The organism is Streptomyces sp. NPDC032822, assembly GCF_055578825.1.
Window position 1 is genome coordinate 50,272 of sequence record NZ_JBVIOL010000027.1, and the last position, 24,235, is coordinate 74,506.

The 24,235-nt window shown below is 68.5% G+C and carries 21 protein-coding genes and 2 pseudogenes; 9 read left to right on the forward strand and 14 right to left on the reverse strand.

Annotated features, from left to right (window positions below):
* The first annotated feature begins 25 nt into the window (after positions 1–25).
* Complete coding sequence (locus tag ACZ5VD_RS40195; RefSeq protein ID WP_468554315.1) at positions 26–1,144, forward strand: serine hydrolase domain-containing protein; 1,119 nt, start codon at positions 26–28, stop codon at positions 1,142–1,144.
* Positions 1,145–1,306: 162 nt separating this feature from the next.
* On the opposite strand, the gene ACZ5VD_RS40200 is transcribed toward ACZ5VD_RS40195, so the two are convergent.
* Positions 1,307–1,981 carry a Fic family protein gene (locus tag ACZ5VD_RS40200; RefSeq protein ID WP_468685419.1) on the reverse strand — a complete coding sequence of 225 codons (675 nt, stop codon included), beginning with the start codon at positions 1,979–1,981 and terminating at the stop codon, positions 1,307–1,309.
* 1,310 nt (positions 1,982–3,291) lie between these two features.
* On the opposite strand from ACZ5VD_RS40200, the gene ACZ5VD_RS40205 reads away from it, so the two are divergent.
* Positions 3,292–3,780: an RICIN domain-containing protein gene (locus tag ACZ5VD_RS40205; RefSeq protein ID WP_468554313.1), complete on the forward strand. Its 489-nt coding sequence runs from the start codon at positions 3,292–3,294 to the stop codon at positions 3,778–3,780.
* Positions 3,781–3,787: 7 nt separating this feature from the next.
* Here the strand turns inward: ACZ5VD_RS40205 and ACZ5VD_RS40210 are convergent.
* Both ACZ5VD_RS40210 and ACZ5VD_RS40215 read right to left on the reverse strand, forming a co-directional pair.
* Positions 3,788–4,060: pseudogene (locus tag ACZ5VD_RS40210) on the reverse strand (PucR family transcriptional regulator); the annotation flags it as partial.
* 149 nt (positions 4,061–4,209) lie between these two features.
* On the reverse strand, positions 4,210–4,611 hold the full coding sequence (locus ACZ5VD_RS40215) for a hypothetical protein (protein ID WP_468554312.1): 402 nt from the start codon (positions 4,609–4,611) through the stop codon (positions 4,210–4,212).
* A 186-nt stretch (positions 4,612–4,797) separates the two neighbouring features.
* On the opposite strand from ACZ5VD_RS40215, the gene ACZ5VD_RS40220 reads away from it, so the two are divergent.
* Positions 4,798–5,784 carry an AraC-like ligand-binding domain-containing protein gene (locus tag ACZ5VD_RS40220; protein ID WP_468685392.1) on the forward strand — a complete coding sequence of 329 codons (987 nt, stop codon included), beginning with the start codon at positions 4,798–4,800 and terminating at the stop codon, positions 5,782–5,784.
* 342 nt (positions 5,785–6,126) lie between these two features.
* Here the strand turns inward: ACZ5VD_RS40220 and ACZ5VD_RS40225 are convergent, their stop codons facing one another.
* A complete protein-coding gene (locus ACZ5VD_RS40225; protein WP_468685393.1) occupies positions 6,127–7,299 on the reverse strand; it encodes a serine hydrolase domain-containing protein in 1,173 nt (390 codons plus the stop codon).
* Positions 7,300–7,659: 360 nt separating this feature from the next.
* Here ACZ5VD_RS40225 and ACZ5VD_RS40230 point away from each other — a divergent pair, with 360 nt between their 5' ends.
* A complete protein-coding gene (locus ACZ5VD_RS40230) occupies positions 7,660–8,259 on the forward strand; it encodes a DUF3885 domain-containing protein (protein WP_468685394.1) in 600 nt (199 codons plus the stop codon).
* A gap of 209 nt (positions 8,260–8,468) precedes the next feature.
* Here the strand turns inward: ACZ5VD_RS40230 and ACZ5VD_RS40235 are convergent, their stop codons facing one another.
* Both ACZ5VD_RS40235 and pdxR read right to left on the reverse strand, forming a co-directional pair.
* Positions 8,469–9,224, reverse strand: coding sequence for a hypothetical protein (locus ACZ5VD_RS40235; RefSeq protein ID WP_468685397.1), 756 nt, complete (start codon positions 9,222–9,224; stop codon positions 8,469–8,471).
* Positions 9,225–9,711: 487 nt separating this feature from the next.
* Positions 9,712–11,136 carry a MocR-like pyridoxine biosynthesis transcription factor PdxR gene (pdxR, locus tag ACZ5VD_RS40240; protein WP_468685398.1) on the reverse strand — a complete coding sequence of 475 codons (1,425 nt, stop codon included), beginning with the start codon at positions 11,134–11,136 and terminating at the stop codon, positions 9,712–9,714.
* Between the two features lie 153 nt (positions 11,137–11,289).
* On the opposite strand from pdxR, the gene ACZ5VD_RS40245 reads away from it, so the two are divergent.
* The 4 genes from ACZ5VD_RS40245 to ACZ5VD_RS40260 all read left to right on the forward strand — a co-directional run bounded on the left by ACZ5VD_RS40245 (position 11,290) and on the right by ACZ5VD_RS40260 (position 14,665).
* Positions 11,290–12,129 carry a DMT family transporter gene (locus ACZ5VD_RS40245; RefSeq protein ID WP_468685399.1) on the forward strand — a complete coding sequence of 280 codons (840 nt, stop codon included), beginning with the start codon at positions 11,290–11,292 and terminating at the stop codon, positions 12,127–12,129.
* 23 nt (positions 12,130–12,152) lie between these two features.
* The gene (locus ACZ5VD_RS40250; protein WP_468685401.1) at positions 12,153–12,740 is read left to right on the forward strand and encodes a dihydrofolate reductase family protein; all 588 of its coding nucleotides are present in this window, start codon (positions 12,153–12,155) and stop codon (positions 12,738–12,740) included.
* A 373-nt stretch (positions 12,741–13,113) separates the two neighbouring features.
* Positions 13,114–13,587 carry a carboxymuconolactone decarboxylase family protein gene (locus tag ACZ5VD_RS40255; protein ID WP_468554304.1) on the forward strand — a complete coding sequence of 158 codons (474 nt, stop codon included), beginning with the start codon at positions 13,114–13,116 and terminating at the stop codon, positions 13,585–13,587.
* A gap of 154 nt (positions 13,588–13,741) precedes the next feature.
* Positions 13,742–14,665, forward strand: a complete 924-nt coding sequence (locus ACZ5VD_RS40260) for an RNA polymerase sigma-70 factor (RefSeq protein ID WP_468554303.1) — start codon at positions 13,742–13,744, stop codon at positions 14,663–14,665.
* Positions 14,666–14,811: 146 nt separating this feature from the next.
* Here ACZ5VD_RS40260 and ACZ5VD_RS40265 read toward each other — a convergent pair whose 3' ends face one another.
* Positions 14,812–14,934, reverse strand: a complete 123-nt coding sequence (locus tag ACZ5VD_RS40265) for a hypothetical protein (RefSeq protein ID WP_468554302.1) — start codon at positions 14,932–14,934, stop codon at positions 14,812–14,814.
* 377 nt (positions 14,935–15,311) lie between these two features.
* On the reverse strand, positions 15,312–15,686 hold the full coding sequence (locus ACZ5VD_RS40270; RefSeq protein ID WP_468554301.1) for a hypothetical protein: 375 nt from the start codon (positions 15,684–15,686) through the stop codon (positions 15,312–15,314).
* 249 nt (positions 15,687–15,935) lie between these two features.
* Here ACZ5VD_RS40270 and ACZ5VD_RS40275 point away from each other — a divergent pair, with 249 nt between their 5' ends.
* The gene (locus ACZ5VD_RS40275) at positions 15,936–17,159 is read left to right on the forward strand and encodes an NlpC/P60 family protein (RefSeq protein WP_468685402.1); all 1,224 of its coding nucleotides are present in this window, start codon (positions 15,936–15,938) and stop codon (positions 17,157–17,159) included.
* A gap of 337 nt (positions 17,160–17,496) precedes the next feature.
* On the opposite strand, the gene ACZ5VD_RS40280 is transcribed toward ACZ5VD_RS40275, so the two are convergent.
* The 6 genes and pseudogenes from ACZ5VD_RS40280 to ACZ5VD_RS40305 all read right to left on the reverse strand — a co-directional run bounded on the left by ACZ5VD_RS40280 (position 17,497) and on the right by ACZ5VD_RS40305 (position 24,159).
* Positions 17,497–18,711, reverse strand: coding sequence for an MFS transporter (locus ACZ5VD_RS40280; RefSeq protein ID WP_468685421.1), 1,215 nt, complete (start codon positions 18,709–18,711; stop codon positions 17,497–17,499).
* A gap of 165 nt (positions 18,712–18,876) precedes the next feature.
* A complete protein-coding gene (locus tag ACZ5VD_RS40285; protein ID WP_468685404.1) occupies positions 18,877–19,758 on the reverse strand; it encodes an alpha/beta fold hydrolase in 882 nt (293 codons plus the stop codon).
* Between the two features lie 38 nt (positions 19,759–19,796).
* Entirely contained in the window at positions 19,797–21,077 is a 1,281-nt protein-coding gene (locus tag ACZ5VD_RS40290) for a hypothetical protein (RefSeq protein WP_468554297.1), read from the reverse strand.
* A 113-nt stretch (positions 21,078–21,190) separates the two neighbouring features.
* Positions 21,191–21,769 (reverse strand): TetR/AcrR family transcriptional regulator, encoded by a 579-nt coding sequence (locus ACZ5VD_RS40295; protein WP_468554296.1) that lies wholly within the window; start codon positions 21,767–21,769, stop codon positions 21,191–21,193.
* A gap of 89 nt (positions 21,770–21,858) precedes the next feature.
* Positions 21,859–23,221 (reverse strand): annotated as a pseudogene (locus ACZ5VD_RS40300) (transposase); the annotation flags it as partial.
* Positions 23,222–23,676: 455 nt separating this feature from the next.
* Positions 23,677–24,159 carry a MarR family winged helix-turn-helix transcriptional regulator gene (locus ACZ5VD_RS40305; protein WP_468685406.1) on the reverse strand — a complete coding sequence of 161 codons (483 nt, stop codon included), beginning with the start codon at positions 24,157–24,159 and terminating at the stop codon, positions 23,677–23,679.
* Positions 24,160–24,235: the final 76 nt, after the last annotated feature.

Genomic DNA, 24,235 nt, shown 5'->3' on the forward strand with positions numbered 1-24,235 from the left:
GGGATCAAGAAGGCGTCGGCGAGGCATGCTCGTCCTGACCAGCCTGGCTACCGCCGTGCTCGCCACATCGACCGCGCCCACGGCGGCGGCGAAACCGCGACCGGCCGATCCCCTCCAACGGCAGGTAGAGGCGATCCACGACACGGGGGCCGTCGGTGTGCACGCCGAAGTGACGTCACCGCATGCACGCGACAGCGCGTACGCCGGGACGGCCGCGATGAACACCAGCAGACCGATGCCGCGGGACGGCAGGTTCCGGATCGGCAGTGCCACCAAGACCTTCACCGCCACGGTAGTGCTGCAACTCGTCGGCCAGGGACGCATGTCCCTGGAGGACACCGTCGAGCAGTGGCTGCCCGGAGTGGTCCGGGGCAACGGCAACGACGGCCGCCAGATCACCGTGCGCCAGCTGCTGCAGCACACCAGCGGCATTCCTGATGCCGGGGCGGAGATAGCCGCGTTGAACAGCGCGGACGGCTATCGGGCCGAGCGGTATCGCACCTACACCCCCCAGGAGCTGGTAGGTCTGGCGATGCGGCACCCTCCCAAGTTCTCCCCGGGCGCCGGCTGGTCCTACTCCAACACCAACTACCTTCTCGCCGCGATGATCATCCACAAGGTCACCGGCCGGAGTTGGGCACGAGAGGTGCAGGACCTGATCATCCGCCCCCTGAAGCTGAGGGACACCACTACGCCCGGCGTCTTCCCGTCCATCCTGGGCCCGCACGCCCAGGGCTACGCCACGTTCGGCACCGACACCGACATCGACGTCACGCAGCTCAATTCGAGCATGGCCGTCGGCTCCGGCTCGATCATCAGCACCGCGCACGACCTGAACCGGTTCTACGCCGCGCTGCTCGGCGGCCGCCTGCTGGCTCCGGCACAGCTCGACGAACTGACGACCACCATGCCCGCACCCGAGCTGGGCGTGAGGTACGGACTCGGCCTGGCCGAGATCCCGTTGCCCTGTGGCGGCAGCTACTTCGGGCACCGGGGCGAGCTCCTCGGCTACGTCACCTGGGTCGGCGCCACCCGAGACGGGACCCGGACCGCCGTGGTGTACGTCACCCGTGACGGAGGCCAGGACACCCAGCAGGCCATGACCACGCTCATCGGCCAGGAACTGTGCCGGACGCGTTCCTAGCACTCCAGCCGTAGACATCGATCTTGCCGGTGGACCGACGCCGGGAAGGCCGCGGCCACCGCTGATCATCGGTGTGTGAAGACTGAAGATCATGCGCCGGCCGCAGGTCACAGCGTGGCACCTGCCCGCCGTGCTGAAGCACGGTGGTTGTCCTCAGAGCCTTCACTCTCCACCGCTCGGAGTCGAGGAAGCGCTGTTGCGTCGGGTCTCCGCGAGGTGAAGGTCGATGTACCGCGTGAGGATCAGTGCGTCCTGCGGCTCGTCGGCCTGGAAGGTGACGAGCCGCAGGAGGCGGACTCCGTCGAGCGCGACGCCCTCGCGGGCGAGGACGAAGAGGAGGGTGAGGAAGGCGGACCGGGCGTTGCCGTCATCGAAGGGGTGGAAGAAGCACACGTCGAGATAGGCGCGTGCGGCCCGGGCGGTAAGAGGAAGGGGCCGCTGGATGTGGCGCGCGCTCTCGGCCAGGCAGGCGTCGAGGTGGTCTCGGGTGTCCGGGCTGATGCCGTAGCGTTCCCGGCCCCCTTGGCGAAGGCCGGCAGGTCCCGGAACGGTGGCGGCTGCGGTGCGTCCAGGACGTGCTGTTGCCAGCGCTGGAGCAGTTCGAAGTCGAGCAAGGCGCCGCGCGCCGCGTCGGCCCGCAGCAGTTCCAAGGCGGCGAGCAGGCCCCGTGCACGGGCGGGATCCCAGGCGCCGTCGAAGGCGTGTATGTGCTCCGCCGCGCCGTCGCGCGACGGGGCCACCGGTTCGTCCCCGCCACCGTCCGGGGCCGTGTGCCAGGGCACGGTTGCGCGCACCGCGAGCCAGCGCTTGAGGTGGTCCGGCGCGGGTTCGGCGGATTGTGCGCTGTCATCCGGCCGCAGCGACAGCGCGAGCCGCTCCGCGACATCCTCGACCAGCAGCGGGTCGGGGCCGGTCCAGCTGGCGAACCTTCCGCCGATCGCCTCGTCGACCAGCTCCTGCGCGAGGTCGGGAGGGACGCCCCAGCGGCTGAGGAACCACGTGAGTACTTGGCGGCAGTGTCCGTGCCAGCCGCTGCCGCAGCCGGTGCGGTCGGTCACCTGCAGGATCAGATTTCGGGCAGCGCGCTCCCACAGGATCCGCTGATCCTCGACTTCGGTCAGGTCCAACGGGTACGTGTCGAACCACCTGGCCAGACTTTCCAGCCACTCGCGCCACTCGCACAGCGCCGCGACGACACGGGCGAGCGTCTCCTCAGGGGTGGTCATCGAGTCCCGCGGGCAGCACCAGTTTCCGACGGGTCCTCCACCGAAGTCGCCTTCGTCGTGCGCCCAGCGCCAGCCCACGGTCCATCGGCCGTAGCGCTCGGCGAGGGCCTGCGACATGGCTTCGGCCCAGGTTCGTCCCTCGTCCCAGCTCCAGGCACTCATGGCCGGGTCACCGAAGGGGATGTCGGGGCGGCTGGGCACTCTCCGGGCAGGCCCGAGTGACCGCACCACCTGCGGTGCCGACGCACTGTCGAAGGAATGCTGGGCAGGACTCACCTCGTCCCAGGCCAGGAAACGGGGTGCCAACTCGACGATCACCGCGCAAGCGTGCCCGTCGACCCGACTGTGGTTCAAGTGAATTGCGGCAGGGACCGGAGAAGTGCGTGGGAGAGGCTCTTCGCGACAACCGTGGCGCTCAAAGCGCCAACCGGAGGTAGCCGAACGGGTCTCATACCGCCGCCAGCCCTGCACGGACCCACCCTGCGACCTTGGTGACAACAGGCCTGCCTGTGTGAGAACTGTCGTGCTTCGGCTCAGCAGGCGGTCGGCGACCAGGTGGCGACGGACGCCCCCGCCCGGCGCCGTCCACCGGCCGGCTCCGCTGGATTGCTCCGGCACGTCGACCGACCCGGCCTCCTCGAACTGGCCATGCCCGAGGCAGCGTTGGGACCTGCGGGAGAGGGGGACGGCTGACGGACCGGAACAGTCCGCTGCCGTACCGGGCCACCGATCAGGCCAGGGCGGGCCGGATGCCTTTCGTGTCGGGCGCCCGTGCGGCCGGCACGAGGTTGAGGAGACGCAGAGCCAACAACCTGTGCACTTATTGCTCTCGACACCTCAGGGGCCCGCTCCCGATACTGGCCAAGATTTTTCCGCAGGCCGCACGCCGCATCTCGACTCCCTGACCCAGGAGACACACCCATGACCCTCGTCGTGAAGGCGACGCGAAGAGCCGCCGCCGTGGCGCTCGCGCTCGTTTCCCTCATCTTCCTCTCGCCGACGCCGGCCCAGGCCGCCACGTATGTGGAGTTGCGCAACGACAAGACCCTCAAGTGCCTGGCCATTCCCGGCTCCGACGACAGCAACGGTGTCGCGGCCGTCCAGTGGACGTGCAACGACAACGACGATCAGCGCTGGGAGCTGCGCAACAAGGGGGACGGCAAGGTCTGGCTCGTCAACAAGGCAACCGGTAAATGCCTCGCCGCCGGCCACAATGACGGCGTCACGACCTTCCAGTACTACTGCGAAGGTTTGAACTCCTCCGAATTCCTCTGGATCTACGACAGCATTGGCCGCCTGCGTCACCCGTACGGCGACTGGTGCCTCGCCATTCCCCACTCCGAGACAGCCAGCGGCGTCAAGCCCATCCTGTGGACCTGCACCCTCAACGAGAACCAGCAGTGGAGCTGATCCGGCCTCAGGCGACAGCCGTGGTCTTCCACACCGGCCACGGCTCCATCCGTACCTCCGGGTCGTCCGGGGAGCGGCTCGGGATCTCCTCGACGCAGCCCATGCGGTAGCGCAGGGTCTGGGGACGGACGCCGGGGCCGGGCTGCCGTCGCGTCTCCCTGTCCGTGCAGGGGGAGTCGGACTACGTCGGGGAGGCCTCCCGATCGCCCCGGCCCCTCGCGTCGTGCTCGTGCAGGGCCCGCAGCAGACCCTCCGCGAAGGCCTTCACCGCGGAGTCCGACGCGCATCGCCACCACCCGCCACCGTGACGTCCTGCCCGCCGAACGCAAGGAACGCGTCCCTATCCACGGGGAGAAGGGCATCCGCTGGGGTGGTGCCCTTCTCCCCGTCGCAGCCTGAACGCCCCGAGGAGGCTGTGCGGTCCGCGTGCTAGCAGTAGGCGTACTCGACTGTGCCATCGCCGTCGTCGTCGTAGGCGATGGTGTTGAAGTTGTCCAACGACGTCCAGCCGTAATGCGAGCCCACGTCGGTCCGGACGTATACCCACCAGTGCGAGGTGGCGGTGTTCCACTTTTGGCACCGGACCCAGAGCAGCGCGCCGGCCGAGACGGCGGCGAGGTTGTCGCAGCCGGAGTAGTTGCTGTTCTTGAGGTGGGTGGAGATGGTGATGTGTCCGGCCCCCTCGCCGTTCGCGGCGGGCTTCCAGGTGGTACAGGCCGCCGCGGTGGCCGACGGTGCGACGGTCACCGACATGCCGAACATCATCAGGCCGGTGGTCAGGACGGACACGAGCAGCCGCAGCGGACGGCGGTGTGAAACGTTGCGCGACACGCAGGTCCCCTCTCACTCACGAACAGTCGAACGGTCGTTTGCCGGGCCGACGTTATGGCGGGACGGGACGCAGGGCGTTATCAGACAGCGACGGCTGATTGGCGACGCGTGCCAGGCTGAATTACGCCTCACCTCCCAGTGGGACGGAGGGCCAGGATGTCGGCTCATGGGGGGGGTGCGCTGCCAGTGTTCGAAACGGTGTACGACAGTGACCAGTGGCCGCCGGCGGAGAGGTTCGACCGGTGGCGCGAGATGATCACCCAGTCGTATCTGCCATCGGTGGTCAGCAGCGACGAAGCCGGCGACTTCCACGGCGTGGCCAAGGTGTTGCAGGCCGGCCCGGTGCATGTGGCGACGCTGAGGCTCCCTGCGCTGCAAGTGGTGCGCACGCCGGTGCACGTGCGCAGGTTCGATCCGGATCAGTACCAGCTGGCCGTGACGCTGCGGGGACGGCGGACCATGGCGCAGAACGGAGTCGAGGTCGCACCGAAACCTGGGGACCTGGTGCTGAACGACTCCTCGCATCCCTATGAGTCGTGGATGCTGCCCGATGGGGGCGCGGTCGAGACGATCACCGTGGGCATACCGCGAGCCGCGCTGCCCCTGCCACGGGCGAAGGTCGACCGGCTGCTCGCGGTGCCGATGGCCGGGGGGACGGGGATCGGGGCGCTGCTCACGGAGTTCCTGGCACGTCTGGCCGCCGACTCGGAGTCGTTCCGCCCGCAGGACACCGTACGGCTGGGCACGGTGGTCCTGGACCTTGCCACGGCAGTGCTGGCTCATCGCACGGAGGGAGGCAACGCTGTCCCGCCGGAGAGCCGCCAGCGCGCACTGCTGGTCAGCGTCAACGCCTTCATCGAGCGCCGGCTCGGCACGGTCCAGCTCTCGCCCGCTGTCGTCGCCGCCGCGCACCACATCTCCGTCCGCCAGCTGCACCGGCTCTTCCTGGCCCAGGGCACGACGGTGAGCGAGTGGATCCGGCACCGCCGACTGGAGCGCTGCCGCCACGATCTCCTCGACCCCCGCCTCGCCGAGTTGCCGGTGCACGCGGTGGGAGCACGCTGGGGTTTCAGGGGTGCGGCGGATTTCAGCCGGGCGTTCAAGGCCGCGTACGGGAGTCCACCCGGCGACTACCGGCGGCGAAACCGGCCAGGGCGGACCAGGCGGGGCTGAAGGCGAGGGTGGCGGCGCGGTCCTTGGAGTCGCGCACGCGGGCGGCCGTGCGGCAGGTGACGAGGAAGGCCGGACAGCGCGCGGGAGAACCACAAGGGTGTGCCGCCAAGGGTGGCGAATGCCCTTTGCCCTTTCATGCCGCGTTTGTGGTGTCTTTGGCGGTGGTGCGGCCCGTCGGCCGCGACGCGCTCGGTGGGGACGAGGGAGCCGTCCAGGACCGCGGAGTCGACCTGGCCCCGGCCGGTCAGGGCCTCCCGCAGCCGATGATGCTCTCGGCCGGCGGGAGTACCCCATTTCTGACGCCTGTCAGCCCCGTGACCGCGCGATCACGACGGCATGCGTTCACCGACCGGCTGAACCGGACTGGAGCTGTTTGATCAGCTTCAGCACGAGAGGTCGGGCAACCTCTTGGAGATCCCATTTCCCGTCCTGGACAGCCTGGTTGCTGATCCAGAACACCATCAGGTCACCGTGCACGGCATGCACGGTCACGCCGTAGGACCAGTCGTTGCCGCCGGAGTGGGTCGCGAGCCTCTCCCCGGGCATGATGACCCACCCATAGCCGACCGCGTAGCCCTCATAGCCCGGCAGACCGGTGGGGGCGTGAGCCTTGAACATCATGGCCTGCGCGGCGCGGTCCAAGAGGGTGCCGCCGGCCAAAGCGCGGTGGAAGCGGTACATGTCGCGGGCCGTGGACAGCAAACCGCCGTTGCCGCGCAGGTTCCAGTACGGACCGTCAGTAGCCCACCGGTGATCCAGCGGCCGCCCTTGGGAGACACCCTGTTCGTCGTACTCCACCGCGATCTGCTCGGTGTCCCAGTGCGGCAGGACGTAGCCGGTCTGCTTCATTCCGGCGGGAGCAAAAATCTGCTCCGCCAGGAAGCGCTCGTAGCCCATGCCGGAAGCGTTCTCGATGACGGCGGCCAACAAGCTGTAGCCCAGGTTGGAGTAGGCGAACTTCGTGCCGGGCGGGGCGACCAACTTGGACTTGCCGGCTCCGTCGATCATTTCCTGGCGGGAGATCGGATCGTAGTCGTCTCCCAGGGCCTCCGGCAGCCCGGAGGTGTGGGTGAGCAACTGGTGAATCGTGATGTTGCGCTTGTCCGGGGTCACCGGCCCGACGAACTTGCTGATCGTGTCACTGACCCGCAGCTTGCCCGCCATCTGCAGCTTCATGATCGCCACAGCCGTGAACGACTTGGTCATCGACATGATGTCGTACACCGTGTCGCAGCCCGCGGCGATGCGGTGGGCCCGATCGGCCAGCCCGTAACCGGCGCAGTGTATGACCTCACCGCCGCGGGCGGCGATCATCGTGCCGCTCCCGCCACGGGGCAGGGCCTTGTCGAGAACCGCCTGGATCGAATCATCCGAGAGATCAGACGTGGGTGAAGCAGAACCAGGGCCCGCCGAGCGGGCAGTTTCAGGAGTGCCGCTGCTGTGACCGCAGGCGGCCAGGGCCAGCGCGGAAACCAGAGTGAGCACGACAGGAGCACGGAACGCAGACAGCCGCATGAATAACCCTTGCGTAGCTGCCGACAACGGGCCCGCGAGTTCGCCACGGGACGTCCATGAGGCCGACGCGCCGATCCTACAACGCGACCGGCGGGTTCGAGTCGGCTCGCGCCGCTCCTCGCAGGTCACCGTCGCATGCAAGGCTCGCCCGCCTGACGAACTGACGCACCCTCACCCACTCCGTCCGAACCCGGCACCCGCCACCGCCCTCCCGCAACCCCTGCCGGTACTCACGGCCTGCGAAGCCGCAGGGGTCCTGCCTGCTCCGAACTACTGGGATCGGTGCCGACGTCTCTGGCCCTGCCGCTCGTTGACGGGGGTGGCGGGTCCGTCGAAGCATCGATGCCCGATCATGGAGCGGTGAACAGAAGTAATCCCGGCCTTGATCTCGAAGAGCTCTCGGCCTTGTGGCAACGGCAATGGCCTGTGCCGCAGCAGGACATCCCGATGCGCCGGATCTTTCCCGACCGATGGGTGCGCTTTCACAGCCTCCCCGGATCGAAGCGATACCCGGACGACGAGACCGAGTACGGCATCCTCCTCGAACGCCATCACACGCTGCTGGCCGAGCTGGGGCCGAACGACAACGAGCTGTATGTGGTCACTCGGGAGTGGAACGGAGACCCTGAGCCTGTCACGCGCATGGCGGACCTCCAAAGGGTCGACCCGGATGCCCGGTACTGGGGCAGTGAGGTTCATGACGACGACGTCCCGGATGACATCCTCTACGAGCACGAATACATCAATCGTCGTCCTCGCCACAGGCAAGCTCTTGATCCGCTTCTGCGGCTCGTGGCCGACGAGGTGATCGCAGGAGTCACCCTGGCCCCGCTCGATCTTCGCTGGCTCTATCACCCCTATGACGGTGGCGGGGATGTGTTCGCGCCCAGCGCCGCGGTCAGGGACGCCCTCAAAGCTGCGCACCCCGGCTGGCTATCCACGCATCCCAGCGGCATGTGACGTCACGTCTCCAAAAGTGATCACGGCAGCTCTTCTCCCTGAGGCGTGGCGAGGTGAGGGATCCCGAGATCAACAGGGGTGCTGGTCCGGCTGTGGCGGTCGAGCTGGGCGAGCTTCCCCTCGGCGCCTACGAGGCTGACTTGGAGGCCCTCGACCTCGGCGAGCAATCCCTCGCGTTCAGCGTCTTCGACGCGGACAGGGAGGCATCTTCAGTCTGTCGAGGTCCGCATCGCTTCGTCCCACACGTGGGGGTTGCGGTAGTGATTCGCGTGTCCCGCAGCGACCACGGACCGGAGTTGCGCGAGATGGGGGGTGTTCGCTGGGAGTTCCAGTCGTGCGAGCAGAACCAGCGCGGCTGCCGGTTCCAGGTCGCCGTAGACATCGTGGTAGCTGGCCAGCAGGCCCCTGAACAGAGGTCCATGCAGCGCGGGGAGCTGCACGAATGCGCCGTACGCCTTTTGCTTTACGGGCCACGGCACGGGGCCTGAGCAGGCCAGAACTCGTCCGGCACGGCGAAGCAGGTTGTCCGATGCCTCTGCCACGATGTGGTCGACGTCGTTCCCGAGCACCTCGGCGAAAGCCGTCGCGCTGGTGTCATGATCCTCGAACCAGTCGACCCAGAGCGAGTAGGTGATGGCCTCCGGATCCCGGTCCGCCTCCAGCCGTCGGCGATAGCCGTCCCAGAGAAGGTCGGCGGGCAGAGGTCCCTTCGGACCTCGATCAGCGGTCCGGATCTCGCACGTTACCCAGTAATCGTCGAGAAGATCCAGCATCCCGAAGGCCAGACGCACCTGCTCGACCTTGCTCAGGCCCTCATCGGTGAACACCTCGCCGGCCCAGGAGTGCGCGATCTCCTTGGCGGTGAGCGGATGTTCGGCGTCGATGTCGACCCACCCGTCACCAACCTCGACAACGCCCCGCTCAGCGAGCCAACGCCGCGCTTCCGCCATCGCTTGCATCTCCATGGGGAAAGTATGACGAGTCTGGTGAAGCGGTTTGACCGCCGTTGACGACTCGGGAAGGTACCGGCATCGATCATGGCGACGGCACCCTCGGGAACGTGGCCGCAGCCATACCGAATACCGCCCGGTCACAGCACCACCTCTTCACGAGCCGGACTGTCTGCGGGGAGGGGGCCCACGTCGTGCAGCCAGGTGCCGGCGAGCTGGATCCGGCAGTTGCTGTTCCTAGGGTTCGTGCGGTGCGATAGGAGTAGGTCACCGACGACGATGTCCTCGACACCTCCGCCTTGGGCAGGCGGCGGCGAGAGTGGGTCCGGCCGGTGAGTGAGGGGAAGGCATCCAGAACGGCACCACCCGGGGCGGCCGGGGGAGGAGCCGGTGGCCAGGGCGGAACTCCGGGCAAGGGCGCCGCTGTTCCCCCGACCGGCCCGACCTCTCGTCGCTGTCCCGCACGGAACTCCGCGCGCTGCTAGACGACTTGGAGACGGACTCAGGTGGTGAGCGCTGCCGCGAGGATGCGTACGCCGTGGCTGATCCTGGACTCATTGACGTTGCCGAAGCCGAGTACCAGGGCAGGGCTGAACGCGGTCGGATCGGTCGCGTCGGCGGTGCGGTAGCGATCGAGACCGTAGACCCGGACGCCCTGGGTGGCGATGCGGTCCACCACGTCGTTCTCGGTCAGCTTCGAGGGGAGTCGCAGGAGGGCGTGGCAGCCTGCGTCCAGGCCGTCGAGCCGGATTCCGGGGGCGTGCTCGGCGAGTTCGGTCACCAGGGTGTGGCGGCGGGCGTGGTAGATGTCCCGCATCCTGCGCAGATGGCGGTCGAAGCGTCCGGACTCGATCAGCAGCGCCAGTGCGGTCTGGTCGAGTGCGGGTACTCCGCGGCTGGTCAGGTGCTTCTCCCGCACCAACGGTTCGAAAAGTCGTGGTGGGGCCAGCAGCCAGCCGATCCGGATGCCTGGCGCCAGCGTCTTGCTGACCGAACCGAGTGCGATGACCCGGTCCGGTGCGAGGCCTTGCAGTGAGCCGACCGGCTGACGGTCGTAGCGGAACTCGGCGTCGTAGTCGTCTTCGAGAACGAGTCCGTCGACCTCCTCGGCCCAGGCGATCAGGTCGCGGCGGCGCCGGGCGCTCAGGACGACTCCGGTCGGGCATTGATGAGCCGGTGTGACCAGGACGGCACGGGCTCCCGAGGCGGCCAGCGCCGCCACGTTCACGCCCTCCTCGTCGACGGGTACCGCAATCGGCGACAGGCCGGCCCGGGCAGCGAGTTCGTCGTGCTCGCGGGGTCCGGGGTCCTCCAGGGCGACCGTGTGGTGGCCGGTGTGCGCGAGCGTGCTGAAGACCAAGTTGAGGCCGTGGCGGAAGCCGTTGACGATGATCGCGTCCTCGGCTTCGGCGGTACCGGCCCGCACGCGCCGGTGATAGCCCGCCAGAACTCCGCGGAGCTGTCCGGAGCCCGAGTCCGTTTCATCGGCCATGGCAGCGGATCCCGCCCCTCGTGCGGCCTGGGTGAGCGCCCACAGCCAGTCCTGCATCGGGAACGAGGGGAGGTCCGGGATTCCGTACTCGAAGTCGACCTCGATCGGCGCCGGTCGCGTGCGCTCGTCCCGTTTCGGTCGCCGCGGCGCATCGCGTGCGGCCGTGCTCGGAGCGACCCGCGTACCGGAACCGGTTGCGGTGATCAGATAGCCCTCCGCGGCCAGCTGGTCGTAGGACTCCACCACCAGGCCACGGGAGACCTCAAGTTGTCCGGCCAGAGACCGGCTGGACGGCAAGCGCTCACCTGCGGAAAGCCGGCCGGCGCGGATAGCTCCACGCAGCTCGCGCTGGAGCTGCTGCCCCATCGGTTCGACACTCGACCGGTCCAGGCCGATGAGCAGCTCCGGCCCCACCCCGACCCAGCGCACCGCCATCAACGCCACCCCAAGTGGTCCGCTCCGCAGCCTTCCGATTGGCCCTGTAGGCCAGACCAATCTTCGTCGAGGATCGAGGCAATGACAACAACGGCAGCAGGAGGACCCGATGACCACCTCGACACTCAGCGCCCACACCGGCGGCGAGCTCCGATGACCATCGGGATTCTGCTGGCCTTGCTGGCCGCCATCGGGTACGGCACCTCCGACTTCATCGGAGGCTTCGGCTCCGGACGGGTCTCGGCCTGGGCGGTCGCATTCACCGGGCAACTGGCCGGGGCTGCGGCGATCGTCGGCGTCAGCTTGGCGATGCCCGGTACCCCGTCACTGCGGGACTTCGGCTGGGCGACCCTGGCCGGCCTCGGCGGCGCGATCGGGTCGGCCTTCCTCTATCGCGGTCTCGCCTCCGGCAGCATGGGAACCGCAGCACCGGTCTCCGCCGTCGGCGCCGCGATCCTGCCCATCCTGGTCGGCTCCGCCCTCGGCGAGCGTCCGGCCCCGCTCGTCTGGCTCGGCGTCCTCATCGCGCTGCCCGGCATCTGGCTGGTGGCTCGCGAGAAGGACGGTGACCCGGCGGCCAGTCGCCGGCCGGCGATGATCGACGGCGCAATCGCCGGACTGGGATTCGGCTGCCTCTTCGTCGCCACCGCTCAGATTCCGTCCTCCGCGGGCGTGCTGCCGCTGGCCGCAAGCCAGTTGATCGGTGCCGTCGTGATCGCCGTGATCGCCACCGCACTCGGCCAGCCCTGGCGTTGCGGTGCCAGACACCTCCACTGGGGCCTCGCCGCCGGCACGCTCGGCGCCGTCGGCACCTGCCTCTATCTCGCCGCCACCCAGGCCACCGACCTCGGCGTGGCCGCGGTCCTCACCTCGCTCTTCCCGGCGATCACGGTTGTACTGGCCGTCGTGGTCCTCAAGGAACGTATCCGTCCCACCCAGGGCCTCGGCCTCGCCGCCTGCGGAGCCGCCGTCGTCCTCGTCGCCATCGGATGAAAACCCACCAAGGAGAAACCGAAATGACGTACGCACTGCCCGACACCACACCGCAGACCGCCGCAGGCAAGGTCCTCTGGCACTTCACGATGTCCCTCGACGGCTTCGTCGCCGGCCCGAACCACGCCATGGACTGGATGGGCGGGATCGTCAACCCCCGACCCGACATCACCCAGGAGTACATGGCAACCACCGGCGCCATCCTCGGCGGCCGGGACGGCTTCGACGCCTTCCCCGACGCCGACTCCACCTACGACGGCGCGTGGCAAGCAGCCGTGTTCATCCTCACCCACCACCCCGAGGACGCCCCGCCCACCCCGAACACGACCTTCCTGAACTGCGGCGTGGCCGAAGCGGTCCGGATCGGCCTCGAAGCCGCCGACGGCAAGAACCTGGAGATCCTCTCCGCCTCGGTCGGCAGGCAGGCCCTCGAACTCGGCCTCATCGACGAGATCGAACTGCACATCGCGCCCGTCCTCCTCGGTGACGGAATCCGCCTCTTCGACAACCCCGGCGGCGCCCCCGTCAAACTCCGACTGCTCAACGGCAACCTCCCCACGGCCGAGATCAACGTCAGGTACCGGCCGGTCGCCAACAGCCAGCAGCGCTGAGGGCGGTCCCGCAAGTGATCTTGAAGTGCGGTGAACATGGATCGTGGCCGGCATGAGTACGGCTCCGGAGCCGCTCCGGAGTCCACACACCGGGCTGAGCCCGGGCGCCTTCGGCGACCGGCTCGCCCTGAGCTGAGTGGTCTGGTGCTGCCGATCAGTCAGACAGCGGCCAGCAGTGATCCACAGCGTGCGGTTCATCATCGGCTCCTTCATCGAGGATTGCCCGCACCCCTGTGACGAGACAGCGACCCGCCTGCGTATCTCCGAACACCCCGGCAGCAGGGAGACGTGGGTCACACGTGGCCGTGTCACAGGGCGTGGGGCTACCTCGTCTCAGGGGGTGTAGCCACTGACGACCACGGAGGAGCACACGATGGACGCGCGACTGAACTACTTCGCCGGCCCGAACCCCGACAAGGCCCTCAAGTACCTCATGTCGGCGGGCAGGGCGGTCAAGGAATCCCCGCTGCCGGCCGCCACGCAGGAGTTGGTGGCGCTGCGCGTGAGCCAGATCAACGGCTGCGCCGTCTGCATCGACATGCACACAAAGGAGGCCGCCGCTGCCGGGGAGTCCCAGGTGCGGCTGAACCTGGTGGCGGCGTGGCGGGAGGCCACGGTCTTCACCGAGGCCGAACGCGTCGCGCTGGAGCTGGCGGAGCAGGGGACCCGGGTCGCGGACGCGGCCGGCGGGGTCAGCGACGAGGTCTGGGCGCGTGCCGCCGAGCACTACGACGAGGAGCAGCTCACCGCCCTGGTGATCCTGGTGTCCTTCATGAACACGGTGAACCGGCTGAACATCATCACCCAGCAGCCGGCCGGCGACTACGAGGTCGGGCAGTTCCACTGAACGGTCGTCGGCAACCGGCCGGGGCCGGGCCGCGAGCTCTGGGCTACCGGCCCGCCGGGGCCTTGCTCTGCGCCGCCGGTGGACCGGATGATCACCAGAAGATGCCCGCGCCGACGAGTACGGCCGGGCGGGAGGACTGCAAGGGGGAGCCGGCGTGAGCAAGGTAGAGGAGTTCGAGGAGCTGCGGCCGCTGCTGTTCTCGATCGCCTACCGGATTCTGGGCAGCGTGGGAGAGGCCGAGGACGCGGTACAGGAGACCTGGCTGCGCTTCGACGGCTCGGCGACCCGGCCCACGTCGACCAAGGCCTTCTTGTCCGCCACGGTGACGCGGATCTCGATCGACGTGCTGCGCTCCGCACGGGTGAGACGGGAGGAGTACGTCGGGCCGTGGTTCCCCGAGCCGCTGCTCACCGATCCCTATCAGGATCCGGCACGCTCAGCGGAACTGGCCGACTCTGTGTCGATGGCGGCGCTGCTGCTCCTGGAGCGGCTCAGCCCGCTGGAGCGGTCGGTGTTCGTGCTGCGGGAGGTCTTCGGCTTCGGCTTCGACGAGGTCGCCGCGGCGGTGGAGCGGTCGGAGGCGGCATGCCGGCAGCTGCTGGTACGGGCGCGGCGGCACATGCAGGCCGGACGGCCACGGTTCGAAGCGGACCGTCAGGAGCGGCAGGAACTGGCGACGCGATTCTTCGACGCCCTCCGCGAAGGCGATGTCGTCGGCCTGCGGGATCTGCTCGCCGCCGACGTGTCGATGGCCGGGGACGGCGGCGGCAAGGCCCCGCAGCTTGCCAGGGCCGTCATGGGCGCCGAGAACGTGGCCCGGCTGCTCGCCTCTGTCTTCCCCCGGATGGCCCGGATCGACGTGACCTTCGAGCCGCACGAGGTCAACGGCCAGCCCGGAGCGATCTTCCGCGACCGGGACGGCAAGGTCCTCCACACCTTGGCTCTCGAGGTGCTCGACGGGCAGATCCAGGCCATCCGCTCGGTGATCAACCCCGACAAGCTCGGCCACCTCGGGCCGGTCGCTGACGCCTGGGCTGTCGACCGAGAGGTGAAGCAGGCCCGTCCGCAGACGAAATGACCTCGGGACTGGCGTGGGTCGGCTCGTTCATCAGCCGCTCATGTCAGCGGCCGTCACGTGGCCGGCCGCCCGTGTAGGACACCGCAACTCCCAGCAGAAGAGCTGCACTCGTCGCCGATCAGGCAGAGTTGCTCGACCTTCTTGCCTCATTCGCCGGTGGCGAGGGTGCTGACGGTGGCAAGGGCGATGCCGGGATGGGTGTCGAAGACGAAGGCCCGCAGGTCCACCTTTGTCGCGGAGGACGGAACCCCGCAGGCGCGGGTAGGCAAGGTGGGGGTTCCGGCCGTTCGCATACTGTCGGTCGGGCAGCCGGCGCAGTGCGCGGGGCGCTCAGTGACAACGGGATCTACGAGCGGTGTCCGGGCCGGGACGGGAGGTGGAGGCGGGCCCTACCGGATGTGTTGCGCCGGCTTGGTGGCGGTGGACACCGCCTACTGCCACTCCGCGACAGCGGCCGTATCCACCAGCACCTCCGGGACCGGCAGGCGGGGTGCGTAAGCCCCACGTTCGAGGTCACCAGCTCAGGGCCCGGGGTGCCGGGCGCTCAGCAGTTCCGAGGTGCCCCGGAAGGCCGGATGGCTGCCGGAGCGGACGTCCTCGTCCTCCAGCTCGTGCCATGGGGCCAGACACTCCCGGGGATCCTGGCTCAGTTGTAATGCGGCCTCAGGTGCAGCGAGTTGATGGGACCCAGGTCGCGGTACTCGCCGTGTTCCGCCGCGATCGAGGACGTGCAGTCGTTCGCGTTGTAGCTGAGGCACAGCTCGACGACCGCGCCGTCGTACTGGTTGTTCAGCACCCAGTGGTTGCCGTACTGGTTGCTCAGGTTGTGCGCGCCGTAGGTGTAGTAGATGTGGCTCGGCGACACGGCCGGGTTCTGGTTCTGCGGGTAGATGCAGACCGCTCCGTACGGGCAACCGGCCCAGTCGGAGGCCGGCTTGGCCTGAGCGGTACCCGTGGCGATCACGGCCGCGGTGACGGTCGCGAAGGTCAGTGCGGTGACGCGTCTGAGCATACTGCGCATATGGAGTTTCTCCCTCTCCTGTGGGCGTACGTCCGGTCGCTGGAACCGTACGGAGCGAGTGGGCGGGTCGCATCCTGACAGATGACAGGGACCGGTGCGCAGGCGGAGTCCGTACGTTCGCGAGAGACCACCGAGACCAGGGGGAGCGCAGTGATCGACAGAGTTCGCAGAGGCCGGGGAACCGGAAGACCAGGGCCCGGAAGAACGGGGTGGGGAGAGCGGCCATGGGGGCGCCGGGTCCGCCTCCTCGTGGCCGCACTCGTGACGGTGGTGAGTCTCGGTCTGCCGGTCGTCTCGGCCACTCCGGCCGCCGCGGCGGGGTGCGCACCGCTCCAGTCCGGGGCGAGCGCGGCGGCGGAGGCGGCCGTCGAGGTCGCCTGCCGGTACGTCGGTAAGCAATACGCCTGGGGCGGCGGTCACGCACAGGGCGTGCCCGGTCCGAGTCAGGGCCAGGTCGACCGCACGGACCCCGCGTCGTATGCGGACCCGGAGCTGTGGAGCTTCGACTGCATCGGTCTGGTGCGCTGGGCCTGGTACAAGGCGACCGGCCGGGACCTCATCACCGAACGCACGACACAGGCGACCTTCTCGGCGCCGGGGTACGCGCACACGAAGTTCCTGAAGTCGCAGGGGTCGGGGGTCCTGCTGCCCGGCGACATCATGTACTTCGGCCCTACGGGCTTCGGCCCTACGCACGTCGCGATCTATCTCGGCAACGGCAGGATGGTCGAGGCGCCGCAGTCGGGCGCGCAGATCCAGGTCAACAACATCAGCGCCCGCTGGGAGCGCTACCAGGGCGCGTTCCGCCCGCACGCCGACGTCACGCCGATGGTCTGGTCCTGGGACGGCCGCGGTTCGGACCAAAAGACCTGGGGCCAGTTCAATCTGCGGCAGGACTCGAACACGAGCAGCCGCATCAACTTTGCCAACGGAAACGGTATCTCCGTGCAGGCGCGGGTGCTGTGCCAGCGGGTGGGCGAACGAGCCACCGTCGACGGCATGGTGAACAACGTCTGGTCGTTCCTGCCGGATTACCACAGCTGGATCAGCAACCTCTTCGTGCAGGGCCCGGCCTTGCTCAAGGATGTGCCGTCCTGCGGTAACTACCCGGAGATCGGCGGCACACTGGCCGGAGCCGAGAACAACACGTCCTGCGGCGACGGTACGGAGCCCAATTCCGCGGGCGCCTGGACGGCCAAGTCGACCACCGTGTTCGGCCGCACCGTGGAGCTGCGCTACAGCAGCACCACCCAGTGCGCCTGGGGTCGCATCACCGGCGGTGCGCCCGGCGACGAGATCTGGGTCGACCGCAGCGCCGACGGGGGCGGGACCTGGTCCCCGATGCTCGGCTTCACCACCATCACCTCGGGCAACGACGCGTACACCACCCAGTGGAACGACGCCGGCCTCGTCATGCGGGCCTGCGGCACCAACGGCCCGGGCGGCGCCATCGAATGCACCGGCTGGTTCTGACCAACCGACTACCAGCCGACCGGTTCCGAAGGGTGTGATCTGGGCGCGGTACCTCACTTCACCGCCACCTTCACGGCCGTCGACATCGAGGAGCGCGTCACTCGGTGTCGGCGGCGAACCGGTCGGTGCCCAGCATGGTGAGCAGCGCGAGCTTCTCGTGGCTCTCCGTGCTGGGGTGGTGTTGGAGACGAGCAGCGACTGACCCCGGTCCGGCGCCGGCAGGAGGTGGCAGTAGAGGTCCAGCCGTCCGACCGGGGGATGGACGAATGGCGAGCTCAAGCCGTCGGCGATCAGGAGTCCAGCAGGACCCGATGTATGCCGCCCCCGGGTCATCGCGTCATGGCTGCGGACACTCGGTAAGCGCTGCTGACGAGTTGTGCGCACTTCGGTCGCGGCGGCGCGTGAGAAGCAGGAGGACGAGTGAGGCGGCGACGCCTGCGGCTGCGATCAAAGGCAACTGGGTCAGAGTGTGCGCTGCGACAAGACCACCTCCTCCCGCCCCGATAGCGATGGCGATTTGCATGACCGACTGGTTGAGGCTCAGCAGCACGTCGGACGCTTCGGGGGCGAGAGAGGCTACGCGGATCTGCTGGGCGGAAGTACTCGCCCAAGCGGCGGCGCCCCACAGCAGAATCCCGGCTACCGCGCTGCCCGTTGCAACCCCTACTGCCGGGAGGGCGACAAGCACGAGCACGTGGAGCGCCTTGGTTGTGGTCAGTGTCCGATGAGGTCCGACGCGGTCCGTCAGGAATCCGCCGAGTTGTATGCCGGCGATACTCGCGATGCCGAAGAGGAGCAGGGTGAGGCTCACTGCTTCACCGTCCAGTTCGACGACGCTGAGCAGGTATGGCGCGAGATATGTGTTCAGTACCGCGTAGCCGCCGAGCCAGAGAAATGTGACCGTCAAGCCGAGGATGATGCGCGCGTTGGCGAGCAGGCTGAGTTGACGACGAAGCGGCACAGGGGCATGAGGGGCGGTACGGGGAAGGGCCGTCCATACTATTCCCGCCACGAGTATCGCCAGTGCGGCGTTGAGGGGAAAGATCGTTGTCCAGTCCCAGTGTTCGGCGATGGTGCGCCCGGTCGGCACTGCAAGGACCAGGGATGCCGTAATGCCCATCACGACGGTCGAGACCGCGCGTGCACGGCGCTCGGCAGGCGCGAGGCGTACCGCGAGGCCCAGTGCTGTGACGACGATGAGACCGGTACTCGCTGCCATGACAACCCGGAGGGCCGTAATCGTCAGGAAGGTGGGGCTCTGCCAGGACGCGATGTTCGTGGCCGCGAAGACGAGCAGAGCTGCCGATATGAGGAGGCGCCGTTCGACTCGAGCCGTCATCACGACAAGAACGGGCGTCAGCAGCCCGTACGCGAGAGCGAAGACCGTGACGAGCTGGCCTGTGGTCGCCTCACTGACTCCGAGCCCTTGGGCGACGAGGTCGAGCTGTCCCGTCAGGACGTATTCGGCGACTCCGGCCGTGAACGTTGCACAGGAGAGCACGGCAGTGATCAGCGCGGGACGGTGTCCTCCCGGGTTTCCAGGTTTGCGCATGGTGCTCAATTTCGTTTCGTTGAGGAGTGCTTGGAGAGCGCCCGCCGGGCGCTGGTGGGGTCGAGGGGCCTCGTGGCTGTGCGGAACCAGATCGTTCGTTCCAGGCACGAGGCCCCTCGCCGTGCCGGGCCGCTTCAGATCGCCGACCTCGGCGGCCGGGTGCGGTTATTGGTGCGTGGCCAGGAACGGCAGGAGGACGTCGGCCATCTCGTCGGGTACTTCCTCTGCGAGGTCGTGGCCGGCGTCGAAGGTGTGTCCGGTGACGTCGTGGGCCATGAGTCGCATCTGGGACTCGTTGCGGTCGCCGATGAACGCGGATCCGCCGAGAGCCAGGACCGGGATGTCCAGTTTCTTCTGGGCGGTCTGCCGGTTCTGTTCGGCGTCGACGAGCATCGCCCGGTAGATGGAGAGCATCGCGCGGATCCCGCCCGGCATGGAGTAGCAGCGCACGTATTCGTCGACCGCCTCGGGGGTGGCGCTGTCGGGCAGGCTGCGCTCGTACTTGATCATGTAGGTGATGAGCTCGCGCTCGTGTCCGGCGATCAGCATTTCGGGTATGTCCGGCTGGAAGTAGAAGCCCAGGTGCCACAGGTGCATGCCGCTGGAGACGTTCTCGGGAGTGAGGGCTGTGTGGTCCTCGAAGCCGAATCCGGGGAACAGGGCCTCGGCGAACACGAGAGCGGTGACGTGGTCGCGGTGGCGGGCGGCGAGCTGGTAGCCGATCACCGCTCCCCAGTCCTCGCCCGCCACGGCGTATGTCTCGTGTCCGAGGTGGGTCATCAGCTCGGCGATGTCGTCGCTCATTGTCGCGGAGTCGTAGCCGTCCGACGGGCGGGCGGAGTCGCCGAGACCGCGAAGGTCCGGGACGACGACGGTGTAGTGGGGCGTCAGCTTCGGGACGAGGTGGCGCCAGTGGTAGCTGGTCTTGGGTACGCCGTGCAGGAGCACCACCGCGGGGCCGGACCCGGCTGTGCGGTAGTGCAGACTCGTTCCGTTGACGGTGGCGCGGCCCGTGCGGACGGGCGTTCCGTCATGGTCGAACATCATGTTTTTCAACCTTCCTGGTGTACGTCGCGATGTGGGTGTCAGTGGGCTTGCGGAGGGTCGACGAGGGTCACTAGACGGCTCGGTCCGCTGCCGCTGGGGGGCGTCGGACCGGCGGGACGGCCGGCGGGGCGCAGGGTGACGTTCTCCGGGTAGAGCCGGCCGAGCAGGGCCAGTGCGACGAGGTCGTCCTGACCGGTGGCGTCCAGGGTGACGTCGCCGCTCTGCGTCCACACCAGTCCCGGCGCGCGCAGCGCGGACCAGGCGTCGGCGGTGCCGGATGCGTCGCCTGCGGCGGGGTCCTCACGCTGGGTGAAGCGGTGGCCGCGCAGGGCTTGGCCGAGGTCGACGTGGGCGGTGGTGCCGTCGTGGGTGACCTCGATGCGGGCGGTGCGCGTCTGGTCGGCGACCGGCCCGGTGACGGTACGGGCGGTGAGCGGGCCGGATGTGGCGGTGGCGGGCGGCAGGTCCTCGACGAGGGTGCGGGGGGCGGCGTAGTAGTCCTGTATCTCGGGGACATAAGTGGCGGCTTCACCGACGGCCGGGTCTGAGCGCCAGGTCAGCAGGTACCGGGGTGCGGTCAGGGGCGGCTGGTCGAGGACGGCGGGCAGGGCGATGCCGCCACCCGCCTCGAAGCCGTAGCCGGCCGGTCCGGAGGTGCCGGTGACGACGTTGCGGGCGAAGGCCACGATGCTGGTGTGCCGGATCTGACGGACCAGGAGTTCGGTGAGGAACGTGTCGCGGGCCGGTTCGGTGTGCCGCAGTCCGGTCTGGGTGATCAGGAGCGGGACGTCCTGCCAGTTGGTGAAGGGCAGCAGGGCGTCGCGCAGCAGGACGATCTGGTGGAGCCACTCGTTGTAGAGCTGCATCGTGACCGGTCCACCGCGACGGCCGCGGAGCAGATCGGCTGCGGGAGGGGTGAGCAGGTGGCCGTAGCAGTGGCTGCGCACGACCAGCGGGCCGGCGGGCAGCGGTACCGGATCGGTGAGCAGCCTCTCCAGCGCCGCGGTGGACCAGGAGGCGAGCTCCTGGCCGATCGTCTCGGCCTGCGCGCCCAGTTCGCGCGCTGCCGAGGCACTGTCCGGCCCGATGGACAGCGGGAGTGAGGTCTCCCGGGTGCCGAGGGCAAGTGCCGCGCGGATCTGGTCCTCCAGCACCTCGCTGTCGGCACTGGTGAGGGCGTTGTCGTCGATGATGCCCTGGAGCAGCGGCTCGGTGGCGGTGAAGAAGCCGCGGGCAGTCAGGGTGGTGCCGGCCGCGGGGAAGGTGTTCCAGCGGCTTCCGCCAAGAGCGGGCGTACTCGGGGTGGGTGTGGGGGGCATGGGTCCTCCGAAGTCTTCGATTGAAGCGGGGCGGCGGTCGCCGGATCCCGTGTCCGAGCGGGGCATCGGCGACTTTTCTGGATCGTACGTTACAGATTCCGGGCATGAAAAAGTCAGTCGAGGGCGGCCAGCGCGACCTCCACAAGGGGTTCGAGGGCGCGGACGTCCGGCGTGATCTTCGAGGAGACCAGTAGTCCGTTGAGGAAGGTGACGAGGAAAGCGGCGAGGGTGTACGGGTCGTGCCGCTTCGCGATCTCGCCCCGCTCCGCCGCGACCCGCAGTACTTCGGCGAGCGCGTCCCGGCTGGCGTCCTGCATGTCGCGCACGGTGCGCCGGGTCGCCGCATCCTCCGGCAGGCGCTCGCAGGCGGCATTGACCACGAGGCAGCCCCGGCCGTTGTCCTCCACGGCGATCCGGACCCGCTCGACCAGCATCGTGCGGATCACCGACCGGGCGTCCGCCCCCTCCTCCAGACCGCGCAGGGCGGCCGCCGCGAGCGTGGTGCGGTAGTGCTCCAGCGCCGCCCGGTACAGGCCGTCCTTGTCGCCGAACGCGGCATACAAGGACCCCTGCCCGATCCCCAGGTGCCCGGTCAGGTCGCGCACCGAGGTGGCCTCGTAGCCGCGCGTCCAGAACAGCTCCATCGCGCGGCTCACCGCCGCCTCCGTGTCGAACTCCCGTGTCCTTGCCATGACCCCACCGTAACCTATCTGGATCGAACGATCAAGAAAAGAGCCTGTGACCGCCTGGCCATTGGCTGACCTGCAGGCCGGTCTCACGGCTACTCGTCCTCGGCGGTGTCCGGGTCGCGCAGCGGGCGCAGGCCATGCCCGGGGCCGCTGGATTTGATGTTGAACAGGTAGCGGCCCAGGAAGTTGATATGCCGGTCCTTGAGCGGGGAGAGGCGGGCGACGTTCTCGTCCTTGATGTCGTGGCCCTCCGCGCGGAGCTGGGCGACAGTCGCGTCCAGGTAGCGCGTATTCCACAGCACCACGGCATTGAGGACCAGGCCGAGGGCGGCGAGCTGGTCCTCCTGGCCCTCGCGGTACGCCTGGCGGATCTGGCCCCGGCCACCGTGACAGATCGCGCGGGCGAGGCGGTGGCGGGACTTCCGCACGGTCGGCTGCCGGTTCATCAGGCGGCGGTAGGTGTCGTCCATCGGGTCGACCAGGGCGAGCGGGCGCATGGTCTTGTCGGTCCGCCCATATTCGGCGAACGCGGCACCGAGTGGGGTGGCCCTCGCGGCCGAACATCCGCAACGGGTCATAGGCGTGGACCTGGTTGGTGATGAGCGATCCGGCCATGCGGAGTATGTCCGGGCAGTACGTGGCGATCCGCTTGAGGTTGGCCTTGTTGCAGGCCACGGCCTCCAGCGGCCCGTACCCCGCGGCCGGCTCGTCGCCGCCGGGCAGGTCGGCCCGCCAGAACCGCTGGTCGGCCAGGTCGCGGAAGCGCGGGGCGAAACGGAAGCCGAGCATCTTGTGCAGGCCGAACGCCATGTCGAGTACGAGGCGTTGTCGGTCGCCATCATCTCCGGATTCACCCCACCGTCGGGGTTCAGCAGGGTGTAAAGGCTGTCGCGCGGGGTGCCGCGCACGACCATCGCGCCGATCCCAGCGACCTGGTCGTTGACGGCATTGAGCCAGGGCACGCCGCGTTTGTAGCCGTAGTACTTGGGCGATGGGCCGGTGTTGATGCTCTTGACCGGGACGACGAAACGCAGGCCGTCGACGGAGGTGAGCAGGCCACCGCCCCACATCTGGGCCAGCTCGATGCGGGTGGGCGGCGATCAGCGCGGCGTTCGCCGCGGCGAGGGCGTCGGCGCGCACGTAGTTCTGGTCAACGTGGGACAGGCGCGAGCGGGTCAGTGCCTTGTTCTCCGGGTCGATGACCGGGGTCAAGCCGATGTTGCAGCTCTGCGAGACCAGCAGGGCGACCAGGGAGACGAGCAGGCCCTCCATGCGGGTGCGCCGGCCGGAGACGTGGCCGAAGGAATCGAGGAAGCCGGTCCAGGAGTGGACCTCGAACAGCAGGTCGGGCAGGTCGATCCTGGGGAGCATGGCCTCCGTGGTGGTCTTCAGCCAGGTCAGAGACTCCGGCTCACCCACCGCGCCGAGGTTGCCCACCGACAGGCGGGCCCGGCCGCTGGCGGTGGCGTGCGGGGTGGTACGCACCAGCTCGTTGATGATCTGCTTGGCCAGTTTCGGGGCGTTGGGGTCCTGGCGCGCCCGCACGTCATCACCCAGCGGCTCCCCCGCCCCATCGATGAAGAAGAACCGCTCCAGCCCCGGGCGCGTGGGGACCTCGGTGAACGTCGCGTACGCCTCGGCCTGCTCGTCAGTCAGAAACTCCACCGGCACGAGGCGGACCGCAACCAGCACCGGCGCACGCCTGGCGATCTTTCCGCGAACCACAGCGGAGTCTCCAGCTTGTGTGCCAAACGACATAGATCAATCTCAGCGGCACCTTCTGTACCGCAACTACTCACACCCGGTGAGTCCCATGGGTTCAGCGGAACTGAAGCTTGTTCAGCGGGAACTCGCGGGTCGGTCTGTGTGCATCAGTTGGGTGTATCCGTGGGTTCGGTAGGAGCGCGGGGTCAGGAGGTCCGGGTGTGGTGGTCCAGCAAGCGGGTGAGCGACTGCACGAACTGGTCGCGTTCGGCCGGACTCAGCGGTGCGAGCAGTTCGTCGTGGAGGTCGTCCAGGACCTTGTCGAGGCGACGTAGGTGACGGCGGCCTCGGGCGGAGATCGTGATGATGTTGCGGCGCCGGTCATCGGGATCCGGCGCCCGCTCGGCGAGGTCACGCTCGGCCAGTTCGTTGAGCACGCCGACCATGTCGCTGCGGTAGATGCCGGAGCGTCCGCTCAGCTCCGCCTGGCTGGCCGGCCCGTGCTCCTGCAGTGAGGCGAGTACGGCGTAGTGCCACTTGCGGGCATCGGCCCGGGCCAGCCCCTCGGTGATCAGCCGGTCGGACCGCGTGGTCAGCTGCGACAACAGTCGGCTTGCCCGCCGACTCAGCCTGTCGGGCGTCTTGAGCGCGCCATCGTCGGGCATATCCGCGGCTTCGGCTCTGATCATGGAGCCCATCCTATCCATTGCGTTAGTCAGACTAACGGTGTACGTTCACTCGCGCCGAAAACGTTAGTGCGACGAA

Bases quoted from the DNA above. Each gene is read 5' to 3' on its own strand.
- ACZ5VD_RS40195 (WP_468554315.1), top strand. From the start codon at position 26: ATGCTCGTCCTGACCAGCCTGGCTACCGCCGTGCTCGCCACATCGACC.
- ACZ5VD_RS40205 (WP_468554313.1), top strand. From the start codon at position 3,292: ATGACCCTCGTCGTGAAGGCGACGCGAAGAGCCGCCGCCGTGGCGCTC.
- ACZ5VD_RS40225 (WP_468685393.1), bottom strand. From the start codon at position 7,299: ATGCGGCTGTCTGCGTTCCGTGCTCCTGTCGTGCTCACTCTGGTTTCC.
- ACZ5VD_RS40235 (WP_468685397.1), bottom strand. From the start codon at position 9,224: ATGGAGATGCAAGCGATGGCGGAAGCGCGGCGTTGGCTCGCTGAGCGG.
- pdxR (WP_468685398.1), bottom strand. From the start codon at position 11,136: ATGGCGGTGCGCTGGGTCGGGGTGGGGCCGGAGCTGCTCATCGGCCTG.
- ACZ5VD_RS40245 (WP_468685399.1), top strand. From the start codon at position 11,290: ATGACCATCGGGATTCTGCTGGCCTTGCTGGCCGCCATCGGGTACGGC.
- ACZ5VD_RS40250 (WP_468685401.1), top strand. From the start codon at position 12,153: ATGACGTACGCACTGCCCGACACCACACCGCAGACCGCCGCAGGCAAG.
- ACZ5VD_RS40255 (WP_468554304.1), top strand. From the start codon at position 13,114: ATGGACGCGCGACTGAACTACTTCGCCGGCCCGAACCCCGACAAGGCC.
- ACZ5VD_RS40270 (WP_468554301.1), bottom strand. From the start codon at position 15,686: ATGCGCAGTATGCTCAGACGCGTCACCGCACTGACCTTCGCGACCGTC.
- ACZ5VD_RS40280 (WP_468685421.1), bottom strand. From the start codon at position 18,711: ATGCGCAAACCTGGAAACCCGGGAGGACACCGTCCCGCGCTGATCACT.
- ACZ5VD_RS40285 (WP_468685404.1), bottom strand. From the start codon at position 19,758: ATGATGTTCGACCATGACGGAACGCCCGTCCGCACGGGCCGCGCCACC.
- ACZ5VD_RS40290 (WP_468554297.1), bottom strand. From the start codon at position 21,077: ATGCCCCCCACACCCACCCCGAGTACGCCCGCTCTTGGCGGAAGCCGC.
- ACZ5VD_RS40295 (WP_468554296.1), bottom strand. From the start codon at position 21,769: ATGGCAAGGACACGGGAGTTCGACACGGAGGCGGCGGTGAGCCGCGCG.
- ACZ5VD_RS40305 (WP_468685406.1), bottom strand. From the start codon at position 24,159: ATGATCAGAGCCGAAGCCGCGGATATGCCCGACGATGGCGCGCTCAAG.